Source organism: Jiulongibacter sediminis, from assembly GCF_001306455.1.
In the GTDB taxonomy this organism is placed as follows: domain Bacteria; phylum Bacteroidota; class Bacteroidia; order Cytophagales; family Spirosomataceae; genus Jiulongibacter; species Jiulongibacter sediminis.
The window spans coordinates 787075-800419 of the sequence record NZ_LGTQ01000006.1 but is presented as its reverse complement, the minus strand read 5'-3'; the positions used below and the strand labels follow the sequence as shown (position 1 = coordinate 800419).

11 protein-coding genes are annotated in these 13345 nt (G+C 40.5%); 4 read left to right on the top strand and 7 right to left on the bottom strand.

What is annotated here, in order from left to right:
- The first annotated feature begins 2 nt into the window (after positions 1–2).
- On the top strand, positions 3–1367 hold the full coding sequence (locus AFM12_RS09395) for an MATE family efflux transporter (RefSeq protein ID WP_055147098.1): 1365 nt from the start codon (positions 3–5) through the stop codon (positions 1365–1367).
- A gap of 10 nt (positions 1368–1377) precedes the next feature.
- On the opposite strand, the gene AFM12_RS09390 is transcribed toward AFM12_RS09395, so the two are convergent.
- Both AFM12_RS09390 and AFM12_RS09385 read right to left on the bottom strand, forming a co-directional pair.
- A complete protein-coding gene (locus tag AFM12_RS09390) occupies positions 1378–1914 on the bottom strand; it encodes a YceI family protein (protein WP_055147095.1) in 537 nt (178 codons plus the stop codon).
- Positions 1915–1991: 77 nt separating this feature from the next.
- A complete protein-coding gene (locus tag AFM12_RS09385) occupies positions 1992–2786 on the bottom strand; it encodes a M48 family metalloprotease (protein WP_229308483.1) in 795 nt (264 codons plus the stop codon).
- Between the two features lie 332 nt (positions 2787–3118).
- Here AFM12_RS09385 and AFM12_RS09380 point away from each other — a divergent pair, with 332 nt between their 5' ends.
- Complete coding sequence (locus tag AFM12_RS09380; protein WP_055147089.1) at positions 3119–4105, top strand: ribonucleotide-diphosphate reductase subunit beta; 987 nt, start codon at positions 3119–3121, stop codon at positions 4103–4105.
- A 158-nt stretch (positions 4106–4263) separates the two neighbouring features.
- Here AFM12_RS09380 and AFM12_RS09375 read toward each other — a convergent pair whose 3' ends face one another.
- The 4 genes from AFM12_RS09375 to AFM12_RS09360 all read right to left on the bottom strand — a co-directional run bounded on the left by AFM12_RS09375 (position 4264) and on the right by AFM12_RS09360 (position 11117).
- Positions 4264–6744: a ribonucleoside-diphosphate reductase subunit alpha gene (locus tag AFM12_RS09375; RefSeq protein ID WP_055147086.1), complete on the bottom strand. Its 2481-nt coding sequence runs from the start codon at positions 6742–6744 to the stop codon at positions 4264–4266.
- A 425-nt stretch (positions 6745–7169) separates the two neighbouring features.
- Positions 7170–7844: a thiamine diphosphokinase gene (locus AFM12_RS09370; RefSeq protein ID WP_055147083.1), complete on the bottom strand. Its 675-nt coding sequence runs from the start codon at positions 7842–7844 to the stop codon at positions 7170–7172.
- Positions 7845–7925: 81 nt separating this feature from the next.
- Positions 7926–8567, bottom strand: a complete 642-nt coding sequence (gene lolA1 / locus AFM12_RS09365) for an outer membrane lipoprotein periplasmic chaperone LolA1 (RefSeq protein WP_055147080.1) — start codon at positions 8565–8567, stop codon at positions 7926–7928.
- A gap of 114 nt (positions 8568–8681) precedes the next feature.
- The gene (locus AFM12_RS09360; RefSeq protein WP_055147077.1) at positions 8682–11117 is read right to left on the bottom strand and encodes an FtsK/SpoIIIE family DNA translocase; all 2436 of its coding nucleotides are present in this window, start codon (positions 11115–11117) and stop codon (positions 8682–8684) included.
- A 362-nt stretch (positions 11118–11479) separates the two neighbouring features.
- Between AFM12_RS09360 and AFM12_RS09355 the strand changes: the two genes are divergently transcribed.
- Complete coding sequence (locus AFM12_RS09355) at positions 11480–11869, top strand: hypothetical protein (protein ID WP_131458272.1); 390 nt, start codon at positions 11480–11482, stop codon at positions 11867–11869.
- A gap of 222 nt (positions 11870–12091) precedes the next feature.
- Here the strand turns inward: AFM12_RS09355 and kdsA are convergent, their stop codons facing one another.
- A complete protein-coding gene (kdsA, locus tag AFM12_RS09350; protein WP_055147071.1) occupies positions 12092–12901 on the bottom strand; it encodes a 3-deoxy-8-phosphooctulonate synthase in 810 nt (269 codons plus the stop codon).
- 137 nt (positions 12902–13038) lie between these two features.
- Here kdsA and AFM12_RS09345 point away from each other — a divergent pair, with 137 nt between their 5' ends.
- The gene (locus AFM12_RS09345; RefSeq protein ID WP_055147068.1) at positions 13039–13275 is read left to right on the top strand and encodes an acyl carrier protein; all 237 of its coding nucleotides are present in this window, start codon (positions 13039–13041) and stop codon (positions 13273–13275) included.
- Positions 13276–13345: the final 70 nt, after the last annotated feature.

Below are 13345 nucleotides of genomic sequence, written 5' to 3'. Positions count from 1 at the left end.
CGATGTCATCATCCTCCAAGATTGAGGCCTATATCAACGAATCTAAAAGTACAGTCCAATTAGCGGTTCCTATTGTTACTGCTCAATTGAGTGTTATACTCATGGGCGTTTCCGACAATATCATGATCGGTCGAATGGTCGGTAAAGAAGCCTTGGCCGCATCAGGTCTTGCACATTCTTTAAGCTTTCTAATCTCATCAATAGCTGTAGGAGGGCTTTCTGTTTTAAGTCCCATTATCGCAAAACATAAAGCTGCTAACCAGCCAAAAGAACTGGAAGAGAACTACAGAGCATCTATCAGGGTCTCAATATGGTTTTCTTTATTGATAACCATCGTAGCCCTTTTGGTCTATTTAGACTTTCATATTTTGGGTCAAAGTCTTAAGGTTTCTGACTTATCAAAGCCCTTCTTTCTGATAGTGACCATTGCCAAGATACCATTAATCTTCTTTGTAGCTCATAAACAGATTTTAGATGGTCTGAGTAAGCCAAAAATTGCAATGTACATAACATTTGTGGGCCTACTTGTGAACATCCTTCTTAACTATATACTTATTAAAATCATAGGTCTCAATGGTGCAGCTTACTCCACCCTCGGCGTTCGGCTCTCTATGCTGGCTCTAATCATTTGGTACTTTAAAAGAAAACCCTTTTGGGTAAAAACAACCATAAACTTTAAGAGCGTAAAAGCTGATGCTATTAAACTTTTTCGATTGAGTATTCCCGGAGGACTTCAACTTTTCTTTGAAATCGGTGCTTTTTCAGCAGCCTTAATCATGATGGGTTGGATAAGTGACACCGCTATGGCTGCCCATCAGATAGCTATTAATATCGCCGCCACAACGTATATGATGGCCACCGGAATTTCTTATGCAGGAAGCATCAGAGTCGGGGATGCACTTGGCCTTAGAAACCTACAACGTCTAAGGGAATCAGCCAACTCAGCTTATTTTCTTGTTACGCTATTCATGATTGTATGCATGGCCTTTATCCTCGTATTCAGAAATCAACTAATTAATTTGTATATCGATGATCAGGAAGTAAAAGCGGTAGCATCATCACTTTTAATCATCGCAGCGATATTCCAACTTTCAGATGGAATTCAGGTGGTAGCTCTTGGCAACTTACGAGGTATTTCTGATGTTAACATTCCAGCCTACATCACCTTTGCAGCCTATTGGCTCATCTCGCTACCAGCAGGCTATATTCTCGCTTTCAATTATGATTTACAATCAGAAGGTATTTGGTATGGACTTCTTGCCGGTCTTTCATCGGCCGCTATTTTATTGACCCTTCGGTTTTCCACGTTAATAAAAAAATCCGCCGGTTTAAATCATTACCCGGCGGATTCGAATCACTCTATTTAACCCTAACCATTTATTCTTTTTCTTTTGTCATCTGAATATTCAGCAGAAGTTTAACCTCGTCACTCACCACTACTCCCCCGGCTTCTGTAACTCCATTCCATGTCAACCCAAAGTCCTTACGATTGATCTTACCCTCCAGATCAAATCCAGCTTTTTCGTTTCCATAAAAGTCAGTCATCTTTCCACCAAATTCAGCCTTTAACTCTACAGGACGTGTGACATCTCTGATAGTTAAATTACCCTTCAAAACATAACTGTCAGCGGAACCATTTGACTGAAATTCAGTTGATTCAAATTTTAGTTCCGGATATTCCTCAGCATTAAAAAAGTCATTTGACTTTAAATGACCGTCTCTGTCAGTATTCCCTGTATCAATTGAACCTGTTTTGGCAGAAAAATTTACTTTGGCGTTTTTAAAATCACCGTCTGATTCAGATTCCAAAGTGGCATCAAAATCTTTGAAGCTTCCCGTTACGTTAGAAATCATAAGGTGCTTTACTTTGAACTGCACTTCAGAGTGCATCGGATCAATTTTCCAGATATTCATTATTGTTTTTACATTATATGTTATTACATAAATATAATTAAAAAAGAAGGCAGAAAGTTCACCTGCCTTAAATATTTTTAAAAACCCGCAGCGGAGGGGTTACCAGAGTATCTTACTATATGCTCTTTAATCTTTTGAACTCTATTGGCCGGACTCGGGTGAGAACTCATGAATTCATCACGATTCATATCACCCCCACTGGCTTCTGCCAGAATCTCCATAACCTCAATCATCGCCTCCGGTTGATAATTTGAATGTATCAGGTACCGTACACCGAATTCATCACTTTGTAACTCATCATCCCGACCAAATTTCATCATCTTGATTTGAGCAACGTAATTGGCAACCTGAGCCGTACCATAACTACCACTAGCTGCAGTTGCAGCTCCCGCTAGACCCTGAAAGAATTCACCCTTAGCCATTTGCTGTGCAGAGTGTCTATGTACCACATGGCCAATCTCATGACCCAAAACTCCGGCAAGCTGATCCTCAGATTGTAATCTGCTTAAAAGACCTGCAGTAATAAATATTTGACCACCGGGTAAAGCAAAAGCATTAACCGTTTTTGAATCTCTTAACACATGAAAATCGAACCTGTAGGGATTATCAACTCCTTTGTTTTCCATATCAGCGTTGAAGCTATTCACCAATTTTTTACCCACAGATTTAATCTGCTGCTGTATCTGATTATCAGGATAAAGCCCTCCATATTCCTGTGCCATTTGTGGAGCAGATTGTAAACCCATAGCCACCTCTTGCTCGGGGCTCATACCCACCTGCTGCTTTTCACCGGTTAGTGGATTGACCTGAGTTTTACCATAGTAACTAATTAACGCTATACCCGCCATAATCAGCCCGAGTATAAATCGCATTTTTAATCCTGAAGACCGTCTCATATATCGCCGTATATCTTAGTGAGTTCTCCTTATCGAACACGTACTTAACAAATCTATAAAAAAGGATCGATCATTTCCATTTTGACACCTCCGTTTAGACAAAACATTCTTCGGTCTGAAAAAAAATTCAAATTTCTTAAGACTCTGTTACTCTCTATTTATCAAATGATTATAAACCTCATTAACCCCTTTCATGACCTTCCTCATTTGTGCATGATTAGATAATCGTCTAACTTTGGTATACCCTTATCGCACAGCCATTTATAATTACTGAATAGAATCTGGAACCTTAAATTATTTCCCTCAAAATGACCGATAAAGAGTTACGAACCTCTGAACCTTTACTTATAGAAGATCCGAACAGATTTGTCATCTTTCCGATCAAACACCATGACATTTGGCAATTTTATAAAAATGCTGAAGCTTGCTTCTGGACCGCCGAAGAATTAGACCTTGCTCAAGACCTTACTGACTGGGAGAAATTAAATGATGGTGAGCGTCATTTCATCTCTCACGTTCTCGCCTTTTTTGCTGCTTCAGATGGTATCGTAAATGAAAATCTTGCCGTAGATTTTATCTCCGGAGTACAATATGCAGAAGCTAAATGTTTTTACGGCTTCCAAATTGCCATTGAAAATATACATGCTGAAGTTTACTCTCTGCTGATAGATACCTACATCAAAGACGCCCAGGAAAGAGACAAACTTTTGAATGCCGTGGAGCACATCCCTTGTGTTCAAAAGAAGGCTGACTGGGCTATGAGATGGATCGAGAATGGTAATTTCATAGAACGTCTTATCGCATTTGCCGCAGTAGAAGGTATCTTTTTCTCAGGATCATTCTGTTCTATATTCTGGTTAAAGAAAAGGGGCCTTATGCCGGGTTTATCCTTCTCAAATGAGCTTATTTCAAGAGATGAAGGTATGCACCGCGATTTCGCCTGTTTGCTCTACACAGATCACATTAAAAACAAGCTTCCGGAAGAAGATATCTACAAGATCATTAAAGATGCCGTGGAGATTGAAAAAGAGTTTGTCACAGATGCATTACCAGTTTCACTGATTGGTATGAACTCTGATTTAATGTGTCAGTATATTGAGTTTGTTGCTGATCACCTTTTAGAACAGCTCAATCTTAATAAGATATATAATTCAACAAATCCGTTTGACTTTATGGAGCTTATCTCGCTTCAGGGTAAAACGAATTTCTTTGAGAAACGTGTTGGAGACTACCAAAAAGCAGGAGTTACTTCTGACAAGGCTTCAAACACTTTCTCACTTGACGAAGATTTCTAATAACAGTTTATTTAAGGATCGACTAGCGAAAAAAGGGGTGGTTTTACCGCCTCTTTTTTTGTGCCCTTGCTAAACCAAAATAATCTTCAGGAAAACAGAAAAACCCCGGCTTTCGCCAGGGTTTTATTTTAATATCACACGTTAGTCGGAACCCGTTTTTAAGAGCCACACATCTCACATCCCTCTGGATCGTCTAAAGAACACTGCATGGCAGCATATGCTTTCTCCTCTTCAGATCTTTCATCCTTAAATGAGGCCGCCGCTTCTTTTGCCAATCTTTCGTTCTCTTCGGCAAAACCCTTGTAGTCAAGTGGCTTTTCTTCTACCTTATCTTCCTTATTGGTTTCCTGTACGGCTTGCTTACTTACAGTAAACTTAACGGCGTCAACAGCCGCTTTAGTACGTAAGTAATACATTCCTGTTTTCAGGCCGGCTTTCCATGCATAGAAATGCATGGAAGTCAATTTCCCAAAATTAGGGTTCTCCATAAATACATTCATTGACTGACTTTGGTCAATAAACGCTCCTCTGTCAGCAGCCATGTCAATGATTACTTTCTGCTTAATTTCCCATGAGGTCTTATAAAGGTCTTTCAGGTTTTGAGGTATCTCGTCAATATTTTGAACTGAACCGTTAGCAGCTATCAATTTATTCTTCATGGTATCATTCCAAAGATTGATCTTAACAAGATCTCTCAAAAGGTGTTTGTTTACAATAGCAAACTCACCTGACAATACTCTTCTTGAATAAATGTTAGAGGTATAAGGCTCAAAACACTCGTTATTTCCTAAGATTTGGCTCGTAGAAGCTGTCGGCATTGGTGCCAGCAATAGCGAGTTCCTTACACCATGCTTCATCACCTTCTCTCTCATTGCTTCCCAATCCCATCTGCCTGATTCCGGTGTTACACCCCACATATCAAATTGGAAAATACCTTCAGAGATTGGCGACCCTTTCCAGGTTTCATAAGGACCTTCCTCCTGAGCAAGCTCCATTGAAGTTTCAACGGCAGCGTAATAGATAGTTTCAAAAATATCTTTATTCAGCTGACGGGCCTCGTCTGAGTCAAATGGCATTCTTAACTGGATGAACGTATCTGCAAGGCCTTGCACACCAATACCAATTGGTCTGTGACGCTTATTACTGTTCTCTGCCTCTTTTACCGGATAGTAATTGACATCAATGATCTTATTAAGGTTTCTGGTTACTACCTTAACAGTCTCATACAATTTCTGATGATCATAACCTGTGTACTCTCCGTTATCATCCTGAATGACGAATTTCGGCAAGGCCATTGAAGCCAGATTACAAACCGCTACTTCGTCTTCAGAGGTATATTCCATAATCTCAGTACACAAGTTTGACGACTTGATGGTACCAAGGTTTTTCTGATTCGATTTCTTGTTCGCCGCATCCTTGTATAGAATGTACGGTGTTCCCGTTTCGATTTGAGACTCAAGAATCTTAAACCAAAGCTGTTGAGCTTTTACAGTCTTTCTGGCTCGTCCTTCTGACTCATACTTTTCATAAAGTTTCTCAAAATCGTCACCATAAGTATCAGCAAGACCCGGGCACTCATGGGGGCAGAATAATGACCACTCAGCATCAGCCTCTACACGTTTCATGAAAAGGTCTGAGATCCACATAGCGTAAAAGAGGTCACGAGCACGCATTTCCTCTTTACCGTGATTCTTTTTAAGATCAAGGAAATCATCTATGTCAGCATGCCATGGCTCCAGATAAATAGCAAAAGAGCCCTTTCTTTTTCCACCACCCTGATCTACATACCTCGCTGTATCGTTATAAACTCTCAGCATCGGGATGATACCGTTTGAGGTACCGTTGGTGCCTTTGATGTATGAACCTTTAGCTCTGATATTATGAATTGACAAACCAATACCACCAGCGGATTGAGAAATTTTAGCACACTGCTTTAATGTATCATAAATTCCATCAATGCTATCGTCTTTCATGGTTAATAAGAAGCATGAAGACAACTGAGGCTTTGGTGTACCTGCGTTAAACAAGGTTGGCGTGGCATGAGTAAACCATCTCTCAGAAAGAAGATTGTAAGTTTCAATAACCTTCTCGATGTTTTCACCGTGGATACCAACAGATACACGCATTAGCATATGCTGCGGACGCTCTACAATCTTACCATTTGCCTTCAGCAGATATGACCGCTCCAGTGTTTTGTACCCGAAATAATCGTATCCGTAATCTCTGTCATATATAATGGTTGAATCCAGAAGAGCCGCATTCTTCTGAATAACCTTCCATGTATCCTTCGCAATAAGCGAGGCGTTCTCGCCGGTTTTAGGGTCAATATACTGATACAAAAGTTTCATTGTACCAGAAAATGACTTCAATGTGTTCTTATGGAGATTACTGATGGCAATTCTCGCCGCTAACTGAGCATAATCCGGATGCTTGGTAGTCATCGAAGCCGCAGTTTCAGCTGCCAGACTATCAAGCTGGGTAGTAGATACGCCGTCATAGATTCCGGAAACCACTTTCATGGCCACCTCTATCGGCTGAACAAAATTGGGATCAAGACCGTAACAAAGTCTTTCAATTCTGGCTGTTATTTTGTCAAATTTTACGGATTCCCGGCGTCCGTCTCTTTTAATAACATACATACGGCAATTACAGATTTAAAGGGTTCAAACAAGTACAGATTCTATTGAGAACAACTCTTCGATATTGGGCAAATATTTAGAGCCGAGACATCAAAACTAACACGGATTTTTCCTTAAAAAAACCCGAAAAATATTTGGAATTCTCTTTATTCCAGAATTCTACAAAACCATTAAATATATACGATCTCAGGATCAACGATTTATGAATTTTCAACCATTAAAAAAGTGCAAAGCCAAAGTTTTCCACATTTTAAAACTGTCCACAGTCAGAGTTTTCCACAAATCGCTCAATAAACAGGCTAAGGGGCTAAGAAGCACGTTTTCTGCCGTTTAGACTCTAAATGTATAAATTAAATTTTTATATTTTCAATAAAAATTGAAATAATTAGACAGTTACCTAAATAAGAATGTGGATAAAGTTGTGATTAATCCTCACATTCCATTAGGAGAAGTTCACCATGACCAAATTGTACTTTTACAAGACCGTCTTCAGCCACCTCATTACTATTTCCAAGGCGATTTCCGATGGACAATACCTCATCCATAAGCGGATACCTGAGATTCGTCGTCCTAATCTCTTCACACGCCCCAAGAGGGAGGAGCGAAATGGTAGTGCCCGACCGATACCACTTTTCAAAGAAGGAGGGTAAAGGACTAAGTGGAAAAATTTTTGAAAAATCGTCAAGCATCACCAGCTTGATGTCATTTTTATATTTCACCAGATTAAAAACATTGGCAAGCGTATGATCCATTCTTTTGCCCGTGGCCCAAACAATATTCACCGCTGGAAAACCTTTCCCGATCAAAAACTCAATTCCCTTCTCAAGGTCTGTTTTTTCCTGATCAGGTGTATGCACGATCTCTATGGGAAACTGCTGTTTCTTGATTTCCTCGAGATCAAGCTCGTTTCGATCAAAATCACCAAGAAGCACGTCAACTTTGATTCCTCTCTGCAAAACCCTCGGCATGGCACCATCAAGGACTACCACGTAAGGCGACCACTCCAACAGGTTATCCAGAAGATCTGAGCTACAGGCTTCGCCATTCGCAATTAAAAGGGCCGGCTCCTGTTTTTCTTTGACAATATGATGTGAAGACATAAAAGAAGACTGTTTAAACAAAGATAGGCACAAAAAAACCTCCACCGAAGCAGAGGTTTCTTCTCAATATTTTTTGGCTGATTATCTCAAATCCACCACTTCAACCCCAGGATAAGAGGCGGTATTGAAATTGAAATAACTATCAGACAATGATGCGTTTGGTGTAAAGCTGCTGATATCAAACACTGTTTTTGAGCTGTTTCTGTCCCAGATTGACCAACGCTTGATTTCTTTGGTTGATTTATCAACTACAATCTCCAGTTTACTCATGTTTCCGCTGTTTTTTGGCACTAACTCCACCACGTCGTAGCTTTTACCTGAGATAGTAGTGCTTCCTTTGTAAGTGTATTTATATCCATTCTTGTAAATGGTATAAACGTTAGCAGGAGAGAATTGCGATTCTTCTGAGGAATCATATTCAGTGATATTCACCTCGTTGGTTTCTTTAACAAAAGAGTAGATATCAGAGCCGTTATTGTAAATCTCCTGCCCCACCATATTGAGCTTAAACTTCACCCCTTTCACAGCTATTTTCCCGGAACGCACTCTACCCAACTTTCCACTTGTACTAACCGGTGCATAAGTAAAATCGGCTTTAAAAGACTTCATGTTTTTATATTTGGCACTCATTGCATCCAGAATGGCTCCGGCTTTGGAATCCTGGCCAAAACCAGACACCGCCGAAAACATTACCAATACCGCTAAAACCGCTAATTTTCTCATTATTCTCTTTGAGTAATTTATGATTGTATATCAAAAAGGATACTCCCTTTTTAATAAATTGGACGCAAAAATAACGGAAATGTTTAATAAGGCTTTGTTAATAAGCCTTTAATGTCAATGCCCATTTTTGAGGTTCCTCAAAATCTCCTCAAGATGCTCCATGTCTTTTATCAGCACCTCACGGGCCTTAGAACCCTCAAAAGGCCCTACTATCCCTGCAGCTTCTAACTGATCAATAATACGCCCGGCCCTGTTATAGCCCAGTTTCATTTTCCGCTGTATTAAAGACGTACTGCCCTGCTGGAAAGTCACCAAAAGACGGGCTGCATCATCAAAAAGAGCATCCAGATCGCTCATATCTACCTCCAGGGGATCTGGTTCATCGTCGCCATAATATTCAGGCAGCGGATAGGCAGATTCATAGCCTCTCTGCTCACCGATGAAGTCGCAGACGCTATCTACTTCAGGTGTGTCAATAAACGGACACTGCAAACGAACCATATCTGAGCCCATGCTTAAAAGCATATCTCCATTTCCGACGAGTTGCTCGGCCCCGCCGGTATCCAAAATGGTTCTGGAATCTACTTTGGCCGTAACTTTAAATGACAGACGAGCCGGGAAGTTGGCTTTGATCAAACCAGTAATTACGTTTACCGACGGACGCTGGGTGGCGACAATCAAATGGATACCAATAGCTCGGGCCAGCTGAGCCAAACGGGCAATAGGCTGCTCTACTTCTTTACCAGCCGTCATCATCAAATCGGCAAGCTCATCAATCACCAGAACAATATAGGGTAGATAACGATGACCGTTTTCAGGATTCAGCTTACGCTTGGTAAACTTAGTATTGTATTCACGAATATTTCTGACGCCTGCATCTTTGAGCAGATCATACCGGTTATCCATCTCAATACACAGGGAATTGAGCGTGTAAATAACTTTTTTAGTATCAGTTATAATAGCATCTTCTGCATTCGGCAAGGTGGCCAAGAAGTGCCTTTCGATTTTATTAAAAAGTGATAGCTCCACTTTCTTAGGATCAACCAAAACGAATTTAACCTCAGCAGGGTGCTTTTTGAAAAGCAACGAAGCCAGCAACACGTTAATACCAACCGATTTACCCTGCCCCGTTGCACCGGCCATAAGCAAGTGAGGCATTTTGGCCAGATCAGAGACAAACATCTCATTGGCAATGGTTTTGCCCAGCACAATAGGCAACTCATATTTGGTATGCTGGAACTTACTGTTTGAGAAAACAGATTTCACCGAAACCAGCTCAGGGTGCTTATTGGGCACCTCAATACCGATGGTGCCTTTGCCCGGCATAGGGGCAATAATACGTATGCCCAGGGCTGCCAGATTAAGGGCAATATCGTCTTCAAGGTTTTTGATTTTTGAGATACGTACACCCGCTTCCGGCACGATCTCGTATAGTGTAACGGTAGGCCCGATAGTGGCTTTAATGCTGGAGATACCGATGGAGAAATTCCGCATGGTTTCCACGATATTTCGTTTGTTGGCTTCCAGTTCTTCATCTGAAACATCGGCGTTTCTGCCCTGATGATTCTGGAGAAGGTCTAATGGCGGGTATTGGTAGCTTCCTAAGTCCAGTTTTGGGTCATAAGGACCAAACTCCTCAAGGTCTTTATCGTTGTCTTCTTCTTCAAATAAAAAGCTCGTTGTCTCCTTGGCCACTTCAAGCTTTACATCATTCTCATCTTCTTTCTCAGGCTGTTTTCTTACTATCTCAATAGCTGGCTCTTCGGTTTCTTTCTTTTTGTCAACCATAAAAGAAATACCACCCTCAAAAGGTTTCTCGGCAATAAGCTCTGAGTCTTCTTCCTCTACAGGTTCCGGCTTTTTCTCCTGATAGATTTCGGGCTCTACCTCTTCGGTATCAGATTTTTTAGCCCAACGGTCAAGGAAATAATTATCAATACGGGTAAGCCCGTGGAAAAATACCAGCCACAGAAACAGAGTAAGAGCAATAAGCAGAATACTGCCCCAGCCCAGCACATGGTTCAGCATATCATTCAACTGATAACCGACACCGCCGCTGATGCGGCCATCACCCATATCAAAATGGTAAACGAAATAACCCAGAAAGAGCGAAATGAAAAAGACGTAAAAAATGGTTCCTTTAGCAAGGCGATTCAGGTTCAGTGAAAATAAATCCTGCTGAAAAATGAGTCGGAAAGCCGAAAGAAAAATCAATGGAATAAGCCCGAAAGCTGCCAGACCGAACCATTTGAAAATAAAATAATGGGATATAAAGGCCCCCACTACTCCTAAAGCGTTTTCTGCCTTTTTATGGTCGGGGTCGATGGCTGATTGGAAATTACGCTGTACCAAATCCTGATCTGCCTCACCAGTAAACAGGTAAGAAATAAAAGAAACCACCAGTACCAAAGACACCACCAAAAAGAACACCCCAATAATGAGCTGCCACTGTGCTGAACTTAATCCGTTGCTTTGGGAGGCCTTTTTTTGAGAACCGGTATTTCGGCGTTGATTACCCGCAGTTTTTTTCTTTCGAAAAGATTTCGCCATGATGTTTAATTAGAAAAGCAGAATTAGATACAAAGCTAAGCATTCTGGAGGAAAAACGCGATTGGCAAAAAACAGCCTTTCAAATTTTGACTTCATAATCGAGTCCTTTATACTAACTATTTGCCTTAGCCTTTTAAAAATCATACATTGGAAGAGACCTCAAAAATCAATAGAGGTTGAAATTATACAATTTTCTAAGCTCATTAGACGGTGTTTAAAAAATTGTAGGTTAGCCAATCCTTTTAGAAGCAAATCCTCCATACGAAAACATGAAAAAATCCCTGACTTTATTATTCATCTTATTCCTCCTTTTTTCTTGCGAAAAAGATACCGTCAATGGTACCAAAGTAAATCGCCAGGATATGAGATTACTAAAGGGTACTTGGGTTTCAACCTCCATTGAGCCAAATGGTACCCTGGCAAAAGAATCAGAGTTTCTGCCTGAGAGCCTTACAATTACATTTAAAGCCTGTGACACTAAAAGTAACAGCATATGCTCCGGCACTTTTACAGTTAATCAGGAGGAACCATTTGAGTATAATTTTACAATTGGTATTTATGGACAATCTCTTAGAACTGCCATAATCTTCAGGGACTCAGAGCAACAATCCAACATTTCACCTGAGACTAAAAGCTATCATTTCATTGACGATAATTCCCTCTTCCTACTTCAGCTAAGAAACAATAAACTGACTTTTGAATTTGGTGGCCCAACCTTTGGAAGTTACTTCATTGATATGACGAGAGAGTGACATTTGTTTCAAGAAACCCCTTTTGCTGCCTACTTGTATCCAACACCAAAAAATCTTAAACTCAGTACATCAAAAAAGCTTAGAAATAGGAGAATTTTTTAATTAATATTCTCTTCATGGAGCTTTTTTGACGAAGATTATGCTGACTAGGTCTTTACAAGAAAATTAAGACCTCATCCCATATTTGGGAATTATTTAAAATCCAATGCCAGAAACACCGAACTAAGATACCACCTCTCGTATCCTCACCAAATCCTCCAAAAGCTTCTCCAATTTATCAAGGTGTAGCATATTTGCTCCGTCTGATTTGGCGTTCGCAGGGTCTGGATGAGTTTCTATAAACAGTCCGTCAGCTCCCACTGCAATGGCGGCCTTGGCAATAGTACCAATCAATTCCGGGTTTCCTCCGGTCACGCCTGAGGTTTGATTGGGTCTTTGGAGAGAATGTGTGCAATCCATGACCACATCGGCATCAAAGACTTTCATATCAACGATATTCCTGTAATCCACTACCAAGTCAGAGTAGCCAAAAGAGTTGCCCCGCTCGGTGAGCATGACATTGGCTTCAGGGTTTTCCATTTTGACTTTCTCAACAGCAAAACCCATAGAAGCACCACTCATAAATTGACCTTTTTTGATATTAACAGCTTTGCCCGTTTGAGCTGCAGCTGCGAGTAGCTCGGTTTGCCGGCATAAAAAAGCTGGAATTTGAAGGACATCGACATACCGGGCTGCAAGAGCGGCTTCGTGTGTTTCGTGAATATCGGTCACGGTGGGAACGCCGAATTGCTCGCCCACTTCTTTGAGAATACTGAGGGCTAATTCATCACCGATCCCGGTAAAACTATCGGCCTTTGTTCGGTTAGCCTTTCGGTAACTTCCCTTGAAAACATAGGGTATACCGAGGCGATCAGTGATTCCCACAATTTTTTCGGCAATTTGCATCGCGAGGTCTCTGCTTTCTATAGCACAGGGACCGGCCAAAAGAAAAAAGTTATTCGAATTGTATTTTTTTTGGAAAAGGCTTTTCATTCGTGAATTATCGGTCGATTATTTTGTACGCAGCAAATATCTGGCTTGTTAACGATATCAAAAAACCAAAGGGTACTTTGTTGGTTTCAGTTAAAAGTTTTTTCTTTGCACTGTTTTAAACCAAATACATTTTTATAATGTCAGATATCGCATCGAAAGTAACGAAAATTATTGTAGAAAAGCTTGGCGTTGAAGAGTCAGAAGTGACTACCGAAGCTTCTTTTACTAACGATCTAGGAGCGGATTCATTGGATACTGTAGAGCTTATCATGGAATTCGAAAAAGAATTCAATGTATCTATTCCTGATGATCAGGCAGAAAATATCCAAACTGTAGGACAGGCAGTAGCGTACTTAGAAGAGAACTCTAAGTAATATACCTGACCCTTTTCAAAAGTTCAATATTCAGTTTTTTGTAAATTGGGTATTGAACTTTTTCCATTTA

What these genes read in the sequence shown, in the direction of transcription:
- AFM12_RS09360 (WP_055147077.1), bottom strand. Translation starts at nt 11,117, where the DNA reads ATGGCGAAATCTTTTCGAAAGAAAAAAACTGCGGGTAATCAACGCCGA.
- AFM12_RS09345 (WP_055147068.1), top strand. Translation starts at nt 13,039, where the DNA reads ATGTCAGATATCGCATCGAAAGTAACGAAAATTATTGTAGAAAAGCTT.
- AFM12_RS09385 (WP_229308483.1), bottom strand. Translation starts at nt 2,786, where the DNA reads ATGCGATTTATACTCGGGCTGATTATGGCGGGTATAGCGTTAATTAGT.
- AFM12_RS09380 (WP_055147089.1), top strand. Translation starts at nt 3,119, where the DNA reads ATGACCGATAAAGAGTTACGAACCTCTGAACCTTTACTTATAGAAGAT.
- kdsA (WP_055147071.1), bottom strand. Translation starts at nt 12,901, where the DNA reads ATGAAAAGCCTTTTCCAAAAAAAATACAATTCGAATAACTTTTTTCTT.
- lolA1 (WP_055147080.1), bottom strand. Translation starts at nt 8,567, where the DNA reads ATGAGAAAATTAGCGGTTTTAGCGGTATTGGTAATGTTTTCGGCGGTG.
- AFM12_RS09395 (WP_055147098.1), top strand. Translation starts at nt 3, where the DNA reads ATGTCATCATCCTCCAAGATTGAGGCCTATATCAACGAATCTAAAAGT.
- AFM12_RS09355 (WP_131458272.1), top strand. Translation starts at nt 11,480, where the DNA reads ATGAGATTACTAAAGGGTACTTGGGTTTCAACCTCCATTGAGCCAAAT.
- AFM12_RS09390 (WP_055147095.1), bottom strand. Translation starts at nt 1,914, where the DNA reads ATGAATATCTGGAAAATTGATCCGATGCACTCTGAAGTGCAGTTCAAA.
- AFM12_RS09370 (WP_055147083.1), bottom strand. Translation starts at nt 7,844, where the DNA reads ATGTCTTCACATCATATTGTCAAAGAAAAACAGGAGCCGGCCCTTTTA.
- AFM12_RS09375 (WP_055147086.1), bottom strand. Translation starts at nt 6,744, where the DNA reads ATGTATGTTATTAAAAGAGACGGACGCCGGGAATCCGTAAAATTTGAC.